This is a genomic window from Nonomuraea salmonea, assembly GCF_042428605.1.
In the GTDB taxonomy this organism is placed as follows: domain Bacteria; phylum Actinomycetota; class Actinomycetes; order Streptosporangiales; family Streptosporangiaceae; genus Nonomuraea; species Nonomuraea salmonea.
Genome location: NZ_JBHMCF010000020.1, coordinates 45637 through 65995, shown reverse-complemented (window position 1 = coordinate 65995; position 20359 = coordinate 45637). Strand labels below are relative to the sequence as shown.

14 protein-coding genes and 1 pseudogene are annotated in these 20359 nt (G+C 67.8%); 6 read left to right on the top strand and 9 right to left on the bottom strand.

Going from position 1 to position 20359, the window contains the following annotated elements:
* Positions 1-3: 3 nt before the first annotated feature.
* Entirely contained in the window at positions 4-492 is a 489-nt protein-coding gene (locus tag ACFFR3_RS21020) for a GntR family transcriptional regulator (protein WP_379483674.1), read from the bottom strand.
* 408 nt (positions 493-900) lie between these two features.
* Here ACFFR3_RS21020 and ACFFR3_RS21015 point away from each other — a divergent pair, with 408 nt between their 5' ends.
* Positions 901-1179, top strand: a complete 279-nt coding sequence (locus ACFFR3_RS21015; RefSeq protein WP_379483673.1) for a hypothetical protein — start codon at positions 901-903, stop codon at positions 1177-1179.
* Between the two features lie 551 nt (positions 1180-1730).
* Here ACFFR3_RS21015 and ACFFR3_RS21010 read toward each other — a convergent pair.
* Both ACFFR3_RS21010 and ACFFR3_RS21005 read right to left on the bottom strand, forming a co-directional pair.
* Positions 1731-2387 carry a JAB domain-containing protein gene (locus tag ACFFR3_RS21010; protein ID WP_345398716.1) on the bottom strand — a complete coding sequence of 219 codons (657 nt, stop codon included), beginning with the start codon at positions 2385-2387 and terminating at the stop codon, positions 1731-1733.
* A gap of 1751 nt (positions 2388-4138) precedes the next feature.
* Positions 4139-4894, bottom strand: coding sequence for a GntR family transcriptional regulator (locus ACFFR3_RS21005; protein WP_379483672.1), 756 nt, complete (start codon positions 4892-4894; stop codon positions 4139-4141).
* A gap of 781 nt (positions 4895-5675) precedes the next feature.
* Between ACFFR3_RS21005 and dapA the strand changes: the two genes are divergently transcribed.
* Together dapA and ACFFR3_RS20995 are read left to right on the top strand one after the other, a co-directional pair.
* Positions 5676-6593 (top strand): 4-hydroxy-tetrahydrodipicolinate synthase, encoded by a 918-nt coding sequence (gene dapA / locus ACFFR3_RS21000; protein WP_364383108.1) that lies wholly within the window; start codon positions 5676-5678, stop codon positions 6591-6593.
* Positions 6594-6647: 54 nt separating this feature from the next.
* A complete protein-coding gene (locus ACFFR3_RS20995; RefSeq protein WP_345398725.1) occupies positions 6648-8333 on the top strand; it encodes a ribonuclease J in 1686 nt (561 codons plus the stop codon).
* 85 nt (positions 8334-8418) lie between these two features.
* Here ACFFR3_RS20995 and ACFFR3_RS20990 read toward each other — a convergent pair whose 3' ends face one another.
* The 3 genes and pseudogenes from ACFFR3_RS20990 to ACFFR3_RS20980 form a co-directional block, all read right to left on the bottom strand.
* Positions 8419-9195 (bottom strand): ABC-2 transporter permease, encoded by a 777-nt coding sequence (locus ACFFR3_RS20990; protein WP_379483671.1) that lies wholly within the window; start codon positions 9193-9195, stop codon positions 8419-8421.
* Positions 9196-9555: 360 nt separating this feature from the next.
* Positions 9556-10320, bottom strand: coding sequence for an ABC transporter permease (locus ACFFR3_RS20985; protein WP_364383114.1), 765 nt, complete (start codon positions 10318-10320; stop codon positions 9556-9558).
* Positions 10321-10385: 65 nt separating this feature from the next.
* Positions 10386-11036 (bottom strand): annotated as a pseudogene (locus ACFFR3_RS20980) (ABC transporter ATP-binding protein); the annotation flags it as partial.
* Between the two features lie 112 nt (positions 11037-11148).
* On the opposite strand from ACFFR3_RS20980, the gene ACFFR3_RS20975 reads away from it, so the two are divergent.
* Both ACFFR3_RS20975 and ACFFR3_RS20970 read left to right on the top strand, forming a co-directional pair.
* Positions 11149-12708, top strand: a complete 1560-nt coding sequence (locus tag ACFFR3_RS20975) for a sensor histidine kinase (protein ID WP_379483670.1) — start codon at positions 11149-11151, stop codon at positions 12706-12708.
* Complete coding sequence (locus tag ACFFR3_RS20970; protein ID WP_364383121.1) at positions 12705-13346, top strand: response regulator; 642 nt, start codon at positions 12705-12707, stop codon at positions 13344-13346. The genes ACFFR3_RS20975 and ACFFR3_RS20970 overlap by 4 nt, the downstream gene beginning before the upstream one ends.
* A gap of 62 nt (positions 13347-13408) precedes the next feature.
* Here ACFFR3_RS20970 and ACFFR3_RS20965 read toward each other — a convergent pair whose 3' ends face one another.
* The 3 genes from ACFFR3_RS20965 to ACFFR3_RS20955 all read right to left on the bottom strand — a co-directional run bounded on the left by ACFFR3_RS20965 (position 13409) and on the right by ACFFR3_RS20955 (position 18240).
* On the bottom strand, positions 13409-13906 hold the full coding sequence (locus ACFFR3_RS20965) for a DUF402 domain-containing protein (RefSeq protein WP_364383124.1): 498 nt from the start codon (positions 13904-13906) through the stop codon (positions 13409-13411).
* A 792-nt stretch (positions 13907-14698) separates the two neighbouring features.
* Positions 14699-15883, bottom strand: a complete 1185-nt coding sequence (locus tag ACFFR3_RS20960) for a glycoside hydrolase family protein (RefSeq protein WP_379483669.1) — start codon at positions 15881-15883, stop codon at positions 14699-14701.
* Positions 15884-16968: 1085 nt separating this feature from the next.
* A complete protein-coding gene (locus ACFFR3_RS20955; protein WP_379483668.1) occupies positions 16969-18240 on the bottom strand; it encodes a glucarate dehydratase family protein in 1272 nt (423 codons plus the stop codon).
* A gap of 89 nt (positions 18241-18329) precedes the next feature.
* Here ACFFR3_RS20955 and ACFFR3_RS20950 point away from each other — a divergent pair, with 89 nt between their 5' ends.
* Positions 18330-19799, top strand: coding sequence for an aldehyde dehydrogenase (NADP(+)) (locus tag ACFFR3_RS20950; protein ID WP_345398749.1), 1470 nt, complete (start codon positions 18330-18332; stop codon positions 19797-19799).
* Positions 19800-20359: the final 560 nt, after the last annotated feature.

Sequence of the window (20359 nt, the reverse complement as noted above, 5' to 3'; positions counted from 1 at the left end):
CAATCAAGAACCAGAACGTATGGGCCATTTCTCAGGGGTAGTCACGTAGCTGCCCTGATATGGCACAGTGACCACCCAGCCGTGTTCTCGAAGATACGCAACAGCCTGCCGTACGGTGACCTTCGCCACCCCATATCGCCGCATCAATACCCGCTCCCCGGGAATAGCCCGGTTGGGCGCAATATCCCCGCGCTCGATGCGCTCGACAATATCCGCAGCGATCCTACGGTAAATCGGCATATGTACGAACGCCCGAGGCGTACCAGGCCGCCCAACGAACGTCCCTTCCCCACTGACCGTGAACACCAGCCCTCGCGCCCGCAACTCCCGCGCTACCCGCCGAGCGGTGGTCTGGGCGATGAGGTAATCCTTCTGGAGTGCGGCCTCGCTGGGCACAGGCTCGCCGGCCTTGAGCTCGCCACGCTCGATCCGATCGCGAAGCAGGTCAGCAACCTGCACGTAGAGGGGAACACGACCCCCGCGATCCAGCACGCCGGGGATTCTACAATCGTCCTCAACCGGAACTTCCGCCCACCAAGGACCGAACCGGACACCGCCCGTCGCTAAGACGACGCCCCCTGCCTCGGCCAGTGGTTCGGCCGCCCGCGCCTCTGCCTCAGTCGGCGGTTCGACTGCCTGCGCCTCTGCCTCAGCCGGCGGTTCAGGCCGCGTGAGCCCGCCTCGGTCAGCGGTTCGACTACCCGACACTCTTGCCCTAGTCCGCGATGAGTCTCCCCGCACCCCATGCAAGCCGGGCGGTTGCGGCGCGCCTGGTTGACGCCCAACGGCGGCCGTCCAGATGCCGACGTCCGAGGGGGCAGATGCTGCCGAGGTAGCAATCGCACAGTAGCGCGGCCACCGCACAAACCCTGCGTAAGCAACGATTCACGGTGAGGGAGAATGACGGTGGCCGCGATCACTAGTGTGACTGTTGGATCGCACCGGCGCAGGAAATCCGCGAACCTGAAAGAAAAACATCTGGCGAGCGCCGAACCGCGTGGCAGGTATCGGAAGAATACCGCCGACCGCGCCGATGGGGCATTCGCGGACATTGATATCTGGCAGTCAGTGGACGGAGCGGCACTTATATCCACCAGCCAGGCACATGCGTACATATCAGATTACGCACGGGCAGTGCAAAATGGCGGAAAAATGGTGACGGCCATCGCGATCCTCTGAAGACGCAGTTCGGAGGACATCGAGCGCGATGGCCGCGGACAACAGTCTGCCCTCTGAACGGCCTCCGGTGAAGAGCTTCCTGACCGGTGGCTCCGACTTTCTGTTGCGGACCTTGTGGAGAGGGTCGATTGACGCAGTGTCACCGGACGGGGTCGCCACCCGCCCGGTGACAAGGGTGCAGTGGGTGCCTGGTACGCGCCATGGCCCAGCACTGTGCACCGGAGACCGCTGACTATGACACGCCCACAGCAGCCGTCGCCCACGCACCCCGCGTGTCCGCGCATGATCCCGGGCAACGCGCCTGCCCAGACCTCACTTACGAGGATCGGGCTTCACCCGGGATCACACGCAGGACCATGGACATGGCCCCGTGCGACTTCAAGGGGGCATGGCACCATGTCCACGGCGAGTATCGGCCGGCTGACGTCCATAACGGCCTACCCGCGCGATTAGATTCTCATGGTCATCCCTTGGAAAACTGCCGTTCGACGCTATACGCGGGATCATGCCGTTTGTGGAAACCTGCCTCCATCGTCCGATGGGAATTTGATTTATAGCGGAATGCGCCTCCAAGCCGCACCCGAGATGATCACGTGGTCGAGAAGCCGCAATCCGACCGTGTCCGCCGCCTCGAGCAGCCGGGCCGTGGCCTCCAGATCTTCTGGACTCGGATCGAGTGACCCGCCCGGATGGTTGTGAGCGAGCCCGAACACCGCGCCGCCCGCCGTCAGCACCTCCCTGATCACCTCGCGTATGGGCATGACCGTGTGATCGCTGCCGCCCTCGGTCAGCACCGCCCGCTTGAGCACCCGCCCACCGGTGTCGCACGCCACCATGACCAGCCGCTCCTGGGTGCGGTCGTGGAGCAGCGGCGCGCAGGCGTGGGCGAGGTCGGACGTGCTGGTGATGCGTTCGCGCTCGGGCCACGCCTCCGCTCGGCGTACGAGATGAAAGGCCGCCGTCACCCGCGCCGCCTTGGCCGGCCCGATCCCGGGCAACGTGATTAACCGGTGCGGATCCGAACGGCTGAGCCCATCGAGATCCCCACAGTGCTCGATCACCTGGCTGGCCAGGTCGAGCGCGCTGGCTCCCCGAAACCCGGAACCGAGCAGCACGGCCAGCAACTCACGATCGGCCAGCGCGGCGGCCCCACTGGCCATGAGCCGTTCGCGCGGCCGATCACCCTTGGACAGGTCTTTGACTCGCATCGACAACCTCCGCCCCCGTTCTATCAACACCCACCGACAATCCCTGACCTGCACAAACACCCCAATCCCGACCATCGGCAGCTTCCCACCCCACCCACCGAAACCCCGTCCTCCAGGCCGTCGTGGACACCCCTGCCTGCGGCGCATCCCACTGATCTGGCCCTCAGGGAACGCAAGATCGAAAGGACTCGGCGTCGCTTGAGAACGCGCAGCAAAGAGTCGTGGCTCGCATAGGCCGGGACGCGCCGAGGGCGCGCGGCCCAAGGGGCTTGGAGCCTGATGGCAGGGCGACCGGGCGCTGGCGTGCGAGGACCTCCGGGGTGCGAGGACTGCGGAGGGTGGGGGCGCGCGGACGTGAGGGGATGTGAGGGGACGCGGGGACCGAGCGCCTGCCGGCGGCGGGCGCATACCGCGCGCCGCGCATCACGCGTCGCAGGTCGCACACCGCACACCGCACACCGCACACCGCACGTCGTGCGTCGTGCGTCGCAGGTGGCGGGTGGCGGGTGGCGGGTGGCAGGTGGCACGTTGCACGTCGCACGGTGCGCGACGCACGTCGCAGTCGCACGTTGCAGTCGCACGTCGCGCACCGAGCGCCTTCGCGTCGCTGCTGCAGTCGGCGCCGTACAGGTGGTCGGCCCCGGTCGACCTCAATGTCTCGGTCATGGTCTTCACCGTGGACCGCAACAAGTCGGGGTCCCCGGTCCCGATTTGCTGCGCCAGTCGGAGGTCAGGCGGCACACTGTTGTCGCGGCCATCACGTGGTTCCCTTCGATCTTTAATTGCGCCTTCGGAGGATCACGCGATGGCCGTCACCATTTCCCCGGCGCCGTGCCTGTGAGCAGGTCAAACTCCCGCGCTCCTCCGTGGGCGTAACCTTCTCGCGCTGCGCCGGCCCTCTTGCGCCGTACACCGTTGCGGCTGTGCATCCTCGCGTGCTCTCGGCGCTCTGCTCGCCCGCTTCCGTGTGCGGTGGTGCCCGTCCCGCGCCGTGCGTGCCTGGTCGTGCGGGGTTGTGTCCGCCCGCCCGCGCCGAGGTCCAGGTGCCCAAGCTGAATCACAGGTACTTCCTCGGTATAGGGTCAGCGGCAGGCCCGCATCGGTCATCCCCGCGCCACTGCGCACCTCGCGTCGCGTAGCCCACGACTGCCTCCGCGGTCCATCTGTCCCGAGTCAGCCGCGACGCCGCTCGAAGTCAGACGTCCGCCAGGAGGGATGGGCCGCGCTCCGGTTCAGAGGGCAGCAGCGAAAGTGGCGTTGCCGGGGAGATAGGTGTCCCGGCTCAGGACACGTAACGAAGAGCTGGGCTCTGCATGAAGGAGCCCGGCTGGTCAGGGCGGCTCGGAGCAGGGACCGGCGTGGCCGCCAAGTTTCTTGAAAGTGCGGTCGGCGGCGGTGTCAACGACGGGCGGAGCATGGCTAGCGAGGCGCACGCTCGAGAAAAGGTCCGCAAGGGCCTATGCGTGCGCGTGGAGGTCGTGGCCATGCGAGGTCATTGCCCGGCCAGGGGCCGGTGCGGCGGGGTATTCGGCCCGACCGGAGACGAAGCGTCTCTCGGTGTCGCCTGAGGCAGGATCTTGGAGCCGCTGCGCGCAGTGCGTCCCGGTGTGTTCCCGAAGAGGGTACGGAGGGTTGCGCGGCAGGGTGGTCCAGAAGCCGCTTGGGTGACGGCATGGAAAGTATCGCGTGGATGAGTACCGAGGTGGGGAGCTCCGGGCGAGAGAGAAGGTGCTCGCCCGGAGCTCACCGTTCTAGACGGGCATGCTGTACATGACCCGGAATCGGTCGCCCGGGATGACGATGTCGCTCGTCTCCACCGGCCGGTCGCCCGCCCAATGCGTACGCTCCACGTGCAGCACGTGCACGCCGGCCGCCAGGTCGAGAACGTCGCTCTCCACCGGCCGCGGGATGCGGGTGTGCACGCTTTCGACGATCTCCGTGATCTTTATGCCGTGCGCGTACATCCGCGTGACGAATCCCCGCCGGTCCTCGTCGCTGTGGGAGGCGAACTCCCGCATCTCGTACGACGTGGCGAGCTGGAGCGGCCGGCCGTCGCCGCGGAAGACATAGCGGGTCCTGCTCAGCGTCGCTGTCTCGGGCAACCGGAGCCGCCGGGCGATGTCAGGGCCGGCTTCGGTGAGCTCGCTGTGCCAGTCCCACGTCACGCGTCTGCCCTGCGATTGCAGGTCGGCCGCGAAGGGGGCCGGATGATCGAGGAAACGCCATCGATGCAGCGCGGTCAGGTCGGGACGTTCTCGGACGTAATGTCCCGAGCCAACGCGGCCGATGATGAGGCCCTCGCCCGCGAGGACGCGCAACGCATGACGGGCGGCGGTCTCGCCGACCTGATATTTGCGGGTCAGCTGCGCCCGCGAAGGAATGGGCGCGCCGGGGGGAAGGGTGCCGTCGGTGATCTGTCGCCGAATGTCTTCGACGACACGCAGGTAGACCGGATCTGAGGTGGCCACTAGTCCATCCCTGGGGGTTCGTGTGAGGCGTTGCCCCATGTTGCCGTATTCGGCAGGTAACCGACCGTCATCGAAGGACGCTGGAGCCCCAACTTTGCGATGGCGGAAAATTATCGGAGAAACCCTGTAACGCCGGTGTAAGGCCGGCCGATTCTCCGATAGAGGTCGTCGATGTGTGTACCCCCGAGCACATATCGGCGACCTCTTCCATGTCGGCCTTGCCTGACCGCCGCCTACCTTAGTGACGTACGGCCAGGTGAGACCACCTTTTCTTGGTTCGAAGCCAAGGTCTTCTTGACCCTCGGCTCAGCCCCGCCGCATCGGCCGTCCGCCATGTCGAGGCCTGTCCCAGTACGTCCGCGCCTCCTTGTCCCCTTCCGTACGCGAGGGGATGCGTATGCCTAAGTGATCACTCCCTTGAGCGGTCATGCCCAAGAGGATTGCTTCGCGTGGTGCTGCACCGGCTCGGGATGCGGGGTCCCGAGTAGCGAGGCACACGCCGGTTTCAGCTGGAGCGCACCCATAAGGGGCTGGCTTCATGTCGATGCGGGCTGGTTAGACCGTTTCGCAAGGGCGGAGCGCACAAGCGATCGGGATCGTGGGTGAGTGCCACGGTGGCGTAGGTGGTCTGGGTGCCAGGTAACCTGCGTTGAGGGAGTGAGGTCGGCCACGGCGATGCGTCGCAACGGTCGGCTGAGTTGTCCGGTGTCGTGCGCTGAGGCGTACAGATGCTGGCGAAAGGGGGCAAAACACGGCTCCGGGCAGGCGAAGCGGGGTGGCGACGTCCAATGGATTTCTGAATCCGGGTAGCGTTCGCACTATGGCATCGCCAACTGGAACCACCGACGCGCCCTTCGGCCGTATGCTGACCGCGATGGTCACGCCGTTCACCCCCGACGGTGAGGTCGATTACGCGGCTGTGCGACGTCTTGCCACCTATCTGGTGGACGAGCAGCGAAACGACGGTTTGATCGTCAACGGGACGACCGGTGAGTCGCCCACCACCTCCGACGAGGAGAAGCAACGCATCGTCAGCGCTGTGCTGGACGCGGTCGGCGACCGCGCGACCGTGGTTGCGGGGGCGGGGACCAACGACACTCGTCACAGCGTCGAGCTCGCCAAGCAGGCGGCCCGCGCCGGCGCCCACGGCCTGCTCGTGGTGACGCCGTATTACAACAAGCCGCCGCAAGAGGGGCTGTACCAGCACTTCACCGCCGTCGCCGACGCGACCGACCTGCCGGTGATGCTGTACGACATTCCGGGACGCAGTGGCGTACCGATCAAACTTGAGACTTTGCTGCGCCTGGCGCAGCACCCGCGCATCGTGGCTGTGAAGGACGCCAAGGGCGACCTGTTCGCCGCCAGCCAGGTGATGATCTCGACCGACCTGAAGTTCTACTCCGGCGACGACCTGCTCAACCTGGCCTGGCTCTCCCTGGGGGCGGCCGGCTTCGTGAGTGTCGTCGGTCATGTGGTCGGGGCCGAGCTGGCCCGCATGATCGAGCTGCACAAGAGCGGCGACGTCGCGCAGGCCCTGGCCCTGCACAACCAGGTGACTCCCGTCGTGGACGGGATCATGCTGCGTGCGGGCGGCGCGATCATGGCAAAGGCGGCACTGAGCTTGGTGGGGATGCCGGCCGGTCCGGTACGGCTGCCGCTCGTGGACGCCACGGAGAAGCAAATCGCCGAGCTGCGTGCTTGCCTGGTGGCCGGCGGGGTGAAGTTGACAGATACCTAGGAACGGGGAGGAACCGGGAGTTTTGAGAACAAGATCTGACCATGGGGGCCGGGCATGAGCCATCCGCATCCTGAGCTTGGCCCCCCGCCGGCGCTGCCTGAGGGCGGCCTGCGCATCGTCGCGCTCGGCGGGTTGGGGGAGATCGGCAGGAACATGGCCGTCTTCGAGTATGAGGGCCGCCTGCTGATCGTCGACTGCGGGGTGTTGTTCCCCGAGCCCGACCAGCCGGGTGTCGACCTCATCCTGCCCGACTTCGAATACATCAGGGACCGGCTCGACGACGTCGAAGCCGTGGTGCTGACGCACGCCCACGAGGACCACATCGGGGCGGTGCCGTACCTGCTGCGCGAGCGGCGCGACATTCCGCTCATCGGGTCCAAGCTCACCCTCGCGCTGATCGAGGCCAAGCTGACGGAGCATCGCATCCAGCCCGTCAAACGCGAGGTCGTCGAAGGTGAGCGGCACGTGTTCGGGCCCTTCGACTGCGAGTTCCTCGCGGTCAACCACTCCATCCCCGACGCTCTGGCCGTCGCCATCAGGACTCCCGCCGGCATCGTCCTGCACACCGGCGACTTCCGCATGGACCAGTTGCCGAGCGACGGTCGCCTCACCGACCTCGGCGGCTTCGCCAGACTCGGCTCCGAGGGCGTCGACCTGCTGATGTCGGACTCCACCAACGCCGAGGTGCCGGGGTTCGTCACCAGCGAACGGGAGATCGCGCCCGTCATCGACGAGGTGATCCGCACCTCCGAGCAGCGCGTCATCGTCGCCAGCTTCGCCTCGCACGTGCACCGCATCCAGCAGGTCATGGACGCCGCCGCCAAGCACGGCCGCAAGGTGGCGCTGGTCGGACGGTCGATGGTGCGCAACATGGGCGTGGCCCGCGACCTCGGCTATCTCAAGGTGCCGCCGGAGCTGATCGTCGACTCCCGCGACATCGAGGAATGGCCGCCCCAAGACGTGGTGCTGATCTGCACCGGCTCCCAGGGCGAGCCGATGGCGGCACTGTCGCGGATGGCCAACCGCGATCACCCCATCCGCATCGCCGCGGGTGACACGGTGCTGCTGGCCTCGTCGCTGGTGCCCGGCAACGAGACCGCGGTCAACAAGGTCATCAACGGCCTGACCAGGTGGGGCGCCCGCGTCGTGCACAAGGGCAACGCCAAGGTACACGTCTCCGGTCACGCGGCCGCGGGCGAGTTGCTGTACGTGCTCAACCTGACGCGTCCCTCCAACTTCATGCCCGTGCACGGCGAGTGGCGTCACCTGCGGGCGCACGCCAAGCTGGCCGAGCTCACCGGCGTGCCCGAGGACCACATCGTGATCGCCGAGGACGGCGTCGTGGTGGACCTGGTCGACGGGCGGGCGCGGATCGCGGGCGCCGTTCACGCCGGATACGTCTACGTCGACGGCTCGTCCGTGGGTGAGATCACCGACACGTCCCTGAAGGATCGCAGGATCCTCGGCGACGAGGGGTTCATCTCCGTGGTCGTCGTGGTCGACTCCAACACCGGCAAGCTCACCGCGGGGCCGGAGATCCACGCGCGTGGGTCGGGCATCGACCCGGTGCAGTTCGACGGGTTCATCCCGCAGATCCAGCGGGCCCTGGAGGAGAAGGCCGCGGACGGCGTGATCGACACGCAGGAGATCCGCCGGGTCGTGCGGCGTACGGTGGGTCGCTGGGTGAGCGACACCTACCGCCGTCGGCCGATGATCATCCCGGTGGTGCTCGAGGTGTGAGCCTCCGGACGGTACGGCAGGTGTCTTCGCCTGCCGTACCCGCCCGGGGGCCGGCGGCTTGCGCGCCGCCTGGTGGTTGCGCATGTCAGACGTCCCTTCGGCGTACCAGTACGGTGGCGGCGATAAGCGGGACGGCCGCGTAGCCGATCATGACGGCGGCTGCTCCCAGCGGGGACAGCAATGAGCCGTAGACCGAGGAGGCGTTGCTGTCGCCGATGAGCTGGCGGGGCAACGCGCCGATCATCAGTGACCCGAGGGTCTCGCTCCAGGGCTCGGGGAGGTTGCCGATGATGATCGGCAACACGTAGACGAGACCTGCGACGACGGCGATCGCGGCCGCCGGTGAGCGCAGGAGCGCCCCCAATCCGAGGCCGAGCAGCGCGAACACGGGCACCGTCAAGGTGAGCGCGATCAGGAGCGGTAGCCGGTCGCCGAAGGCGGAGGCGTAAGCGCCGGCGAATCGGTCGCCGATCGCACTCCTGACCGCCGCGTACGTGCCGAAGACCGCCACTGCTCCGATGACCAGGGACAGGACCGTGACGGTCGCCGCCTTGGCTGCCAGCAGGGGCCAGCGGCGGGGCACGATCGCGAAACTCGTTCTGATCAGGCCCGTCGTGTACTCGGACGTCATGGCCAGCACGCCGAGGACGCCCATCGCCAGCTGAGGGACGATCACAAACACCTCTTCCAGGTACGCGATCCTGGCGATGGCCTGCCGCCCGGGTGAGGCGGCGTCGTACGTGCCCGCGACCGTGACGGCGAGCGCGAGGCCCAGGAGGATGGTGCTGAGGGCCAGTCCGACGGTCAGGTAGGTCGAGCGGACCGACCGCATTTTCAGGTATTCAGAGGTCAGAACGCTCATTGCGCATCCACTCCGTCGTCAGGGTGAGCAGGGTCTGCTGAGTTATCAGGGAACAGGGAGCGCGTCGGTCGTAAGCGGGGCAGGGCGTCTGCGGGTTCTTACGCACAGGTATGCGCGGGGCGGACATGCGCGGGCGTATGTCGGGTCGTCGCGTGCGGGCGTGCGTTGGGTGATCACGTGCGGGCGTGTGTCGATCGTCACGTGCGGGTGCGCGTCGAGTTGTCGTATGCAGGTGTGCGTTGGGCCGCATGGTCACAGGGCCGGGTATACGCCGGGCATCACAGGGTTAGGCGAGGGCGGGTTGTCAGGGCCGAGGCGAGGACTGGTGGTGACACGAGCGGTCGTTCGGTGGGCCACCGGTCATGCGTCTCTCCATTTGAGAGCGGAGTAGCCGACGGCGAGGGCGATGGTCGGGTATGCGACGAGTAAGGCCAGCGCGGCCCAGGGTGGCAGGAAGCCGTCTCCTAACTGCGAGGACACACGCTGACCGCCGATCTGGGGCGCGAGGTTCGGCAGGAGGACCGAGGCCATGCGCGCGTTCCACGGAGACGGCAGGTAGGTGACCACCCCCGGCACGATGAACAGCAGCGCGACCAGCGACGCGATGGCGCCCGCCGTGGAGCGGATGGCGGCGCCGAGGCCGAGCCCCACCAGTGCCAGGGCGGTCACCGACAGGCCAGAGGCGAGCACAGTGGTCCAGCTCTCGGCGAACGAAACCTCGTTGAATCCGAGATGGCGGCCGTTCGCGATCAGTCGGCTCATGGCGAAGGTGACCAGGAGTACGGCGTTGGCCGTCACCAAGGTCGCCAGCCCCACCACCGCGGCCTTGGCCAGGAGTAAGGCACCGCGCTTGGGGGCCGTGACGAGACTGGTGCGGATCAGGCCGGTGGCGTACTCGGAAGTGATCGCCAGCACGCCCAGCACGGCCAGGCTGATCTGCAGGAGCGGCAGGATGCCCTGCTCGGGAGCGGCGGCGCTCAGCGTGCCGCGGACGCCGGCCAGGTCGCGCACGTAGAGCGTCCAGCCAATGCCCAGGACCACCATGAGGGCTGCCGCGCCAAGCGCGTAGTAGGTCGAGCGAACCGAGCGGAGCTTCAGCCACTCCGAAGCGAGGACCGACTTCATCGGGTAGCTCCGTATTGCACGCTGCCGGCCGTCAGGGCGAGGTAGGCGTCTTCGAGCGAGGGGTGGCGGGCCGTCAGCTCGGCGACCGTGGCCTGGGCGATGAGCCTGCCCCGGCCCACGATGACGATGCGCTCGGCGGTGAGGGCCATCTCGCTCATGAGGTGGCTGGAGAGCAGGATCGTGCGGCCTTCGGCGGCCAGCGCGCGCATGAGGTCGCGGATCCAGCGCACGCCGTCGGGGTCGAGACCGTTGACCGGCTCGTCGAACATCAGCACCCCGGGGTCGCCGAGCAGCGCGGCGGCGATGCCGAGGCGCTGTTTCATGCCCAGAGAGAAACCGCCCACGCGTTTGCGAGCCACGCCCGCGAGGCCGACCTGCTCGAGCACCTCGGAGACGCGCGCGGAGCCGATGTCGTTGGTGAGGGCGAGGCTGAGCAGGTGGTTGTAGGCGCTGCGGCCGCCGTGGACCGCTCCCGCGTCGAGGAGCGCGCCGACCTCGTGCATCGGTCTGCGCAGCGACGTATATCGGCGGCCGTTGACCAGGGCCTGGCCGGAGGTCGGCGCGTCGAGCCCGAGGATCAGGCGCATCGTGGTCGACTTGCCCGCGCCGTTGGGGCCGAGGAAGCCGGTGACGTGACCGGGCTCGACCGTGAAGGACAGGTCGTCGACGGCGAGGATGGAGCCGTAGCGCTTCGTCAGGTGCTGAAGTTCGATCACGGCGTAAAGAATGCTGGGCGGCGGCGGGCCGGCGCGTCGGACCACGGTTCGAACTTCAAGGTCAGACCCTGGGTTGACGTGCCACGCCGCCGCAGCGGCTACGGTTCAACGCGTGAACGACACGCATCCCTTCTTCGCCAGGCGCCTCAGCCGGCGCCAGTTGGTCGTGCTCGACCTGGTCGCGGGGCTGTGCCTGGCGTTCCTGCTCTTCACGGTCATGGTCAACGCCGTCACGATGCCGCCATGGATGCGGCTGGCCCTTCCGCTCGGGCTAGGGCTGCCGCTCGCCGTGCGCAGGGTGTTTCCCATGCCCGTCTTCTGCCTCACGCTGGTGCTCGCCCTCTATGCCGCGCTGGTCGGCGCCGTGGGACTTGCCTATCTGGCGCCCGCGTACGCGCTGTACATCGTCGCCCTGTCTGACCGGCTCGGCGCGGTGGTGCCGACGTCGGCCATCGCGGCGGTGAGCCTGGTCACCGTCCTGGGGCTGACGGTGGCCGGCACGTCGCGAGTCGGGGCGCCCGACTGGGTGGTCCATCTCGACCAGCCGCTGCTGGGCATCGGGGCGCTGGGCGGGGCATGGACGATCGGCAGGGCGGTGCAGGAGCGTAGGTCGTACGCGGCGCGTGAGGCCGAGCGGCTGGCGGCGCAGGCCGTCACGGAGGAGCGGTTAAGGCTCGCTCGTGAGCTGCATGACGTGGTCACGCACAGCGTGGGACTGATCGCCATCAAGGCGGGGGTCGCCAATCACGTTCTGGCGTCCAGACCGCAGGAGGCGCACGATGCCTTGCGGGTGATCGAGACGGCCAGCCGGAGCGCGCTCGTGGAGATGCGTCACCTGCTGGGCGTGCTGAGATCGTCGGACGCTCCCGACCGCGCGCCCGCGCCCGGACCGGCCGGCATAGAGCGGCTGGTGGAGCAGGCACGGCTGGCGGGGGTGGACGTGGACCTCGACCTCCACTTCGCATCGGATGCTGCTGCCGGTGGTTCGGCGGCCAGCGGCTCGGCGACCGCCGACGCCGGGGCCAGCGGTTCTGGGGGCGGCGGATCTGCGGTCCGTGGTACTGCGGTCGGTGGCCCGGTAGCTGGTGGTTTGTCGACTTCGTCGGGTGCTGGCTCCTCAGCCGGTGGTTCGCCGGCGGGCAACTCGGTGGTCGACGGTCATGTGGCCGGCGGTCGTGCGCTCGGAGGCCGTGCGGTCGGGGGCTTTGCAGCTCGTGGTTCTACTGACGGTGGGTCGTGGGCCGGTGGTGCGGCGGCGGGCAGCTCGATGGTTGAAGGTCATGTGGCCGGAGGTCGTGCGGTTGGCGGTTCTGCAGCTGGTGGTTCTGCGGACGGTGGGTCGTCGGCTGGTCGTGTGGGGGATTGGGCGCGGCTGCCTGAGGGCGTGGGGCTGTCGGTCTACCGCATCGTGCAGGAGGCGCTCACGAATGTGGTCAAGCACGCCGCACCTGCTCGGTGCCGGGTGACCGTGGTGGCGGATGAGAAGGAGGTGCGGATCGAGGTGCTTGATGACGGCCCGAGGAGACGCACCTCGCCGTCCGATGGCTCGGGGCATGGCCTGATCGGCATGCGAGAGCGGGTCAGTATGTACGGCGGTACGTTCGAGGCGGGGAGCCGTCGTGGGCGGGGGTTCCGGGTTTTCGCGACATTGCCTTATGGGGAGGTTTTGTGATTCGCGTGGTCGTCGCCGATGATCAGGCGCTTATTCGGGGGAGCTTTACCGTACTGGTCGATTCTGAGCCTGATCTTACGGTGGTGGGTGAGGCGGCGACTGGAGCGGAAGCCGTTGCCGTCACGCTGGAGCAACGGCCTGATGTGGTGTTGATGGATGTACGGATGCCGGAAATGGACGGTATCGAAGCCACGCGTCGCATCAAAGACGTTTCCCGAGTGCTCGTCGTGACCATGTTCGACCTTGACGCTTATGTGTATGACGCGCTCCGAGCGGGGGCCAGCGGATTCCTCCTGAAGGACACGCCGCCTGCGGATCTGCTCGCCGCCGTCCGCGTGGTCGCCCAGGGAGAAGCGCTGCTGGCGCCTGCGGTGACGAGACGGTTGATCGAGGAGTTCACGCGGGCTCCCGTTCTGCCGAGGGTGAAAGGACTGAACGGCGTAACCGAGCGGGAAAAGGAAGTGTTAATGTTGATCGCGAGGGGCTTGTCGAATAACGAGATAGCTGCCCATCTGCAAGTGAGTCTGGCGACAGTGAAGACGCACATCACCCGGTTGCTGGCCAAGTTGGAGGCCCGGGATCGGGCGCAGCTCGTTATCGCGGCATATGAAAGTGGGCTGGTTGCGGCCGCCGGGTGATGTGTGAGCAGGGTGTTGATGATGATAGCCTTGGTTTTCGATCAGGTCTCAGTTTGATGCATTCATGATGCTTTTGCTTGCCAGGCCAAGTGCGCTCCGCCGAACGGGCCCTGCCTTTTCGCGACTGCGTCGAGAAGCCAGCGTGCTGATTCTTCCGCTTGTTTGATCAACTCGGTGGGATAGTTCAAGAGAAGCTGATGCTCGGCGAATTCGTCTTCGTCGTCGAGAATGAGACGTCCGTTCCTCAGCCTGATGACGTCCAGGTCGAGGTCGAGCATGGTGACCTCGTCGTCTCTCCACTCCGGGACCGTGGTGACGTCGATGTAGAGGTCGCTCTTGTGGGGCGGGATGTGAAATGAGGCAGTCCACCAGGCGTTTCGGGGGAACAGCATGGTGACCGGGGTCTTCCAGGTGACGGGCGGGGCATCGCCTTTACGGGCTAACGTCCCGCCGGGCACGTCCACCCAGACGCCGTGCTCGTCCTCACCGAGCACGCGGCCGGGATGGTTCCAGTGCAGTGCGCCCCCGTACTTTCTGAAGACGATTAGCACATCGTTCATGCGGTCATACGTATCCGGAGCCAGTGCGGCTCACACGGAATCTCAGGTGTTGGGGCCGTAGCAAGCACGACGGGGGTTCCAAGGAACGCGACGGTGTCAGAGGTGGCCAATCCTTCGGACCGGCGGCGCTGTACCGACCCCAAACGGTGTGCGAGGAGGTGGGCGGGGATGACGGACCTTTGCTCGGCAGAAGCTGTGGGATGCAGGAAAGTACGCGAGGAGGCGGGGTTGCTCCTCGCCGAGGCCGTGCGCTGGCGGAAGGTTGCACAGCCCGAATCGTGGCTCGAGGGTGACGCCGGGGACAGTGCGGCGGTACGGGATCGGCCCGGGTGTGAGAACGCGGTGGTGAGGGTGGGCCGGTTGACGGTGAGGGTGGGGTTTGCATCTCGCGGGACCGGCATCCCGCAAGGGGCTGCATTCCGCGTAAGGCCGCATCGCGGGGGTTGGCGTTCGCGTAAGGCCGCGTCGCGGGGGTTGGCGTTCGTGTGAGGCTGCGTCGCGGGGACCGGTATTCGCGTGGGGTTGCATCTCGCGTGGGGCTGCATTCCGCATGGGGGTCCCCTCGTGGGGCGGGGTTCAAGGTGCGGCGGTGAGAGGGCGAGAGGCAGCGGTGAGGGTGGCGTTCGGGGCGGCGAGTGCTGTGCGTGGGGCGGTGCTTAGGTCGGGGTGGTGAGGGCGTGAGGGTGCGAGCCGGGGCGTGGAGGTGTGGGGTGGTGGAGTGGGCTGGGAGGCCGGAGTGGTTCGGGAACGTGCGGCCGGCCTCCCTTCCCCCCCCGGCACAGACCTTGTGGATTAGGACAGGAGGGTGAGGGCCTGCGCTAGGGCTGACAGTCGCTGGGGGGAGGCTAGGCCGGCGTGGTACAGGTGGTATTCCGTGGCTCCTGCCTTGCTGTACGTCCTCAGCTGGTCGGCCAATACCTCTGGGTCGGCGGGGCGTGGGGGGAGGGCCAATACGTAGGCGCCTACTCGTTGGGGGTCGTTCGTCAGAGTCTTGAGGTGAGTCAGGCGGGTGGCGTCCGTGGATGGGTCGCCCCAGCAGTTGGCTACCAGGACGTCGGCGTTCGGTTCGCCTGCGGGGAGAGGGGCGAAGGCGCCTGTCGACCAGGGGTCGGGGTTGGCATGGAGGGTGATGGGGACGTGGGGGGCGGTTTCCTTCGCCACTGTGATCAGGCGTTGGCGGAGGGTGGTGGTCAGGGTGGTGCGGGCTTGGCGTACCTCGTCTGCCAGGTCGCCTAGGGCTTGTTCGGCTGAGAGGGGAGGGGCGATGGTGCGTGCTGTGCCCGGTGTTGTCTGCGTGGCGGTGGCTTCGGAGTGGGGGCTGGGTGTTGTGGTCCGGTCTATTGCGGAGCGGACCACTGACCTTGTCTGGTCGGGGTATCGGGTGGCGCAGTTCTTGCAGAAGCACAGGGAGAGGAGGTCGATGTCCGCCGGGGTCCAGTCGGCGCCGGAGGTCTTTTCGTGGACGGTTTGGTGGCCGAAGCCCATGGGGCCGCAGGCCTCCAGGATCAGGCCGTCCGGTTCTCCCAGCGTCAGGGTTTCTCTGACCAGGCTCTCGCAGTATTCGATGACGTCCTCGTGCGATGGGCACAGGGCGTACGGGTACGCGTCGCCGAAGGCGTTGCGGACGACTAGGTCGGGGTTGGCGGCGCCGAGGTGGGAGTTATGGGTGAGGACCGTCCAGGCGTGCACCTGGAGGCCGACTGCCTTGAGGGCGTCCCTGGCCTGGAGGTAGGCGTCGGCCGGGGTCCAGGTAGGGGCGGCGGGTACCAGGCGGGACCAGGAGGCGGGGCGGATGGGGAGGTAGAAGGCCGGGTACGGCACGTCCAGCACGCGGTGGGCCGGATGGTACGGCGTGGCCGCTCGTGTCGAGTGGTAGCTGGCGGCCAGTGCGACCGCCTCGACGCCCAGGTCGGCCAGACGGCTGGGGGCCGACGGGTCACCGACCACGTCCCAGGGGTACAGGTAGGCGACGTTCACCACAGGGTCTCCTTGCTGGAAGTGTCTTCGTTACGGATGGGGGATAGGTCGATGGATTTGTCGATGGCAGCCATAGGAAAGGGGTTAGGGGTGTTCCTTGCCAAGCGGAACGGAGGAACGGTGGGGTTCAGTCCGGTCCTTGCCGGTAGCGGTCTGTGGGTGACGGTCCTCGCAGATAAAGGTCGGTGGGGTCCGTTCGCGCGCATTTGAGTCGGTGGTTCGTTCCGCGCGAATGGGAGTCGGTCCGAGCCGTCCCTCGGCATTGGAGTCCGTAGGTGAGGAACCGTAGGTGCCGGTCCGTGGGCCACGGTTCGTAGGGCACGGTCCGTGGGGGCACGGTTCGTGGGGGCACGGTCCATGGGGGACGGTTCGTGGATGGGGGTGCTTCCCAATCTGATCGCAGGCCAGCCAGGCGCGCTTTCCCCCTGTGGGGCAAGGGTGGAGAGCGCTTCGGCCTCGGTCTGAGGTGGGAGAGGGAGCTTTCGGCCGGGGACCGAAGGTGGTGAGGGGTTTCGCTCTCAGGTTGAGGGCAGGACAGAAGGCTTCTGCCCTCAACCTGAGGGGTTTCTGCCCCCCGCCTGGGGTGGGCGAGAGGACCTCTGCCCGCAGCCTGAGGCTGGGGGTGAGGGAGAAGGCTTCCGTCCCGAGCCTCAGGGTGGGTGTAGGGGCTTGCGGCTTCAACCTGAGGTGGGTGGAAGGGTCTTCTGGCCTGGCGTGGGGTAGATGAGGGAGCTTGCCCTGTCCGACCAGAGGTGGGCGGAGAAATTTTGCGGCTCTGGCGGGAGGCAGGTGGGGCAGCTTGTTGTGCCTGACCGGCTGGGGGCGCAGGAGGCTTCCGCCGCTGACTGGGGGTGGGCACTGAAGACTTCCGTCTCCGGTCAGAGGTGGGCACTGAAGACTTCCCGTCTCTGGTCAGAGGTGGGTGCGGAGGGTTCCCGTCTCCGGTCAGAGGTGGGCGCGGGAGGCTTCCGTCCCTGGCCAGAGGTGGGTGCGGAGGGTTTCCGTCTTTGGCCGGAGGTGGGGGGAGCGGGGTTCTGTCTTTGAGCAGAAGCGGGGTGAAGAGGGGCGTGTTGGCCAAGGGCGGGTTACCAGCGGGGGCGGGTGGCGGTGAAGGACGGGGTGAAGCGTTGCATGTACGACGTGTCGTCCCGTGCCGTGATTCCGCACTTCTTGTACTGCTCGTTCATCGTCGACAGCGCGTCGCGGTCGAGTTCTACGCCGAGGCCCGGAGCGGTGGGGACGGGGACGGCGCCGTTCTCGAAGCGGAGGGCGCCGGGCTTGACCACGTCCTGGCCGTCCTGCCAAGGCGTGTGCGTGTCGCAGGCGAACGTCAGGTTCGGGGTGGCGGCGGCCAGGTGGGTCATGGCGGCCAGGCTGATCCCGAGGTGGGAGTTGGAGTGCATCGACATCGACAGGCCGAAGGCGTCGCACATCGCGGCCACCTGCGACGAGCGTACGAGGCCGCCCCAATAGTGGTGATCGAGGAGGAGTACGCCGATCGAGCGGGCGGCCATGGCGGGCGGGAAGTGTTCGGGGGTGACCACGCACATGTTGGTGGCGAGGGGCATGGGGACGGCGGCGGCGACCTCGCCCATGCCGTCGATGCCCGGCGTCGGGTCCTCCAGGTACTGGAGCGTGCCCTCGAGTTCGCGGCCCACGCGGATCGAGGTCGCCACCGACCAGGCGGCGTTCGGGTCGAGGCGGAGGGGCACGCCGGGGAACGCGTCGTGCAGGGCACGGATCGCGGAGATCTCCTGGTCGGGCGGATAGACGCCGCCCTTGAGCTTGATGGACGCGAAGCCGTACTCGTCGATGAGCAGTTTCGCCTGCTGCACGATGCCCGCTTCGTCCAGGGCGGCGCCGAAGCGGTCCGGCTCCTCGCCGGGGTGGCCGGCCCACTTGTAGAAGAGGTACGCGCTGTACGGGACGGCGTCCCTGACCTTGCCGCCCAGCAGGTCGCTCACCGGCACGCCGGCCGCCTTGCCGCGGATGTCGAGGCAGGCCACCTCGAAGGGGGAGAAGACGCGGTCGATGCTCTTCTCCTTGGTGGCGGCACCGGTCAGGCCATGGAGGTCGGTCACCGTGCCGCCGACGGTCGCGGCGATCCTCGCGTACATCTCGTTGAGCGCGTGGACGTCGAGGCCGACCACAGCATTGGCGCAGTCGCGTACCTTGGCGAGATGGTGCAGGTCACCGTAGGTCTCGCCCAGCCCGCTCAGACCTTCGTCGGTGACGACCTCGACAATGGTACGCAGGGCCCACGGCTCGTGGACTCCGGCGGCGTTGAGAAGAGGCGGATCCCTGAAGGCGACGGGAGTTACGTGGACCTGCCTGATGATCATGCGCTCGCCGTTCATGTATGTGAACAATGGCCAGATTTGTGGACAAGTTGCCGCAACTGTAAGAATCAGGTGGAAGAAGTGTCAAGCATCCGAAGGGCCTTTCGATGATCTACGGACACGACCCCAGGACCGGCGCAACCGTGGGCGCCGCCCTGCCCGAGACCGACAGCGCCGGTGTCGACAGGATCGTTTCCGCGGCGGCCGCTGCCGGGGCGGCGTGGCGGGCGACGCCGGCGGCCGAGCGGGCCGTCGCGCTGGAAGCCGTCGCCGACGCGCTCTCCGCCCACGTGGACGAGCTGTGGCAGCTCGCCGACCAGGAGACCGCGCTCGGTGAGGGACGCCTGCGCGGCGAGGTCGCGCGTGCCGCGGGGCAGTTCAGGCTGTTCGCCGAGGTCATCAGGGACGGCGGCTACCTTGAGGCGATCATCGACCACGCTGACGCCTCGCTGACGCCGCCCAGGCCCGACGTACGCCGGATGAAGCACGCGCTGCCGGGTGTGGTGGCGGTGTTCGCGGCCAGCAACTTCCCGTTCGCGTTCTCGGTGGCCGGTGGCGACACCGCCTCGGCGCTGGCGGCCGGGTGCCCCGTGGTCGTCAAGGCGCATCCCGGGCACCCCAACACGTCCGAGCGGGTCGCCAAGATCATCAGCGAGGCGCTGCCGAACCCCGACCTGCTCGGCCTGGTCCAGGGCATGCAGGCCGGTGCCGACCTTGTCCAGCACCCCGCGGTCGTCGCGGCCGGGTTCACCGGGTCGGTGGCCGGCGGCAAGGCCATTCAGAAGCTGATCGACGAGCGGGAGACGCCCATCCCGTTCTACGGCGAGCTCGGCAGCGTCAACCCCGTGGTCGTGCTGCCGTCGGCGCCGGTCAAGGAGGTGGCGGCGGGGTTCGCCGCGTCGCTGACGCTCGGGGTCGGGCAGTTCTGCACCAACCCCGGCCTGCTGTTCGTGCCCGAGGATGACGAGCTGCGCAAGGCGATCGTGGAGGCCGTCGAGGGTGCGGCAGGCGGTCCCATGCTGGCCGAGCGCATCCGTGACGGTTACCTCGGCGGCGTCGAGCGGCTGGGTGAGCTGCAGCTGCTGGCCGAGGGCAAGCCGGGCGAGGGCAGCTGGGCGGTCACGCCGAAGGCGTTCACCGCCGACCTCGACACGTTCGCGGCCAAGCTGCCGGAGATCGGGGAGGAGTGCTTCGGGCCCGCCGCCATCGTGGTCACCTACCGCGACGTCGCCGACCTGCGGCCGGTGCTCGAGCGGCTCGAAGGGTCGCTGACCGCCAGCGTGCACGGGGTGGCGCCGGAGGAGGCGTCCGAGGTCGTCGAGGTGCTGGGCAGGAAGGCCGGGCGGCTCATCTGGAACGGGTGGCCGACCGGGGTCGCGGTGTGCTGGGCCATGCACCACGGCGGGCCTTGGCCGTCCGCCACCACGACCTCCACGTCGGTCGGGGCCACCGCGATCGAGCGGTGGGTGGCGCCGACGGCGTACCAGGACTGGCCGGAGGCGCTGCTGCCTGAGGAGCTCAAGGACGCGAACCCGCTGTCCATCCCGCGCCGAGTGGACGGCCGCCTCCAGGTGTGAGCCTTCGGACGAGGTGAGTCTGCAGGAGGGCTCGCCGAACCGGGCGATGGGGTGATTCCCCACCTCGGAGGTGAGTCTGCAGGAGGGCTCGCCGAACTGGGCGATGAGGTGATTCCCCACCTCGCCCGGTCCGGCGGGCCCTTCGTCGTTCCGGCCTCGTGGGTCTGGTGGCCGCACACGGAAGATGAAGGGCCCGGACGAAGGGATGAAGGGTCCCGGACGCGGGGGATGGATGAAGGGCCCGGATGTGAGGGGGGAAGCTCGCGTGCGCGACCAGCCGAGGGGCGGCAGGGAGGCGCGCCGCGGAGAGAGCCGCGGAGAGATATGAGCGCCCCGGTGGGCTATCGGGTGTCGGGGGGCCATGTGGAGGGGCCGCATGTGGAGGGTGACATGGGGAGGGGCGGCATGGGGAGGGGCGGCGCAATCGGGGGTATTGCGCGGAGTGCTCGTGGGCGCAAGGGGGAGCGGCCTGAGTGGGTGGTTGGGCGTGAGGGAGAGGACGCTCCAGCGCGCTCGGGCGGTGATCGGGCGCGACCGGGCGCGGCCGGGCCCGATCGGCG

Bases quoted from the DNA above. Each gene is read 5' to 3' on its own strand.
- dapA (WP_364383108.1), top strand. From the start codon at position 5,676: ATGGCATCGCCAACTGGAACCACCGACGCGCCCTTCGGCCGTATGCTG.
- ACFFR3_RS20965 (WP_364383124.1), bottom strand. From the start codon at position 13,906: ATGAACGATGTGCTAATCGTCTTCAGAAAGTACGGGGGCGCACTGCAC.
- ACFFR3_RS21015 (WP_379483673.1), top strand. From the start codon at position 901: ATGACGGTGGCCGCGATCACTAGTGTGACTGTTGGATCGCACCGGCGC.
- ACFFR3_RS20985 (WP_364383114.1), bottom strand. From the start codon at position 10,320: ATGAAGTCGGTCCTCGCTTCGGAGTGGCTGAAGCTCCGCTCGGTTCGC.
- ACFFR3_RS20995 (WP_345398725.1), top strand. From the start codon at position 6,648: ATGAGCCATCCGCATCCTGAGCTTGGCCCCCCGCCGGCGCTGCCTGAG.
- ACFFR3_RS20990 (WP_379483671.1), bottom strand. From the start codon at position 9,195: ATGAGCGTTCTGACCTCTGAATACCTGAAAATGCGGTCGGTCCGCTCG.
- ACFFR3_RS21010 (WP_345398716.1), bottom strand. From the start codon at position 2,387: ATGCGAGTCAAAGACCTGTCCAAGGGTGATCGGCCGCGCGAACGGCTC.
- ACFFR3_RS21005 (WP_379483672.1), bottom strand. From the start codon at position 4,894: ATGGGGCAACGCCTCACACGAACCCCCAGGGATGGACTAGTGGCCACC.
- ACFFR3_RS20950 (WP_345398749.1), top strand. From the start codon at position 18,330: ATGATCTACGGACACGACCCCAGGACCGGCGCAACCGTGGGCGCCGCC.
- ACFFR3_RS20955 (WP_379483668.1), bottom strand. From the start codon at position 18,240: ATGAACGGCGAGCGCATGATCATCAGGCAGGTCCACGTAACTCCCGTC.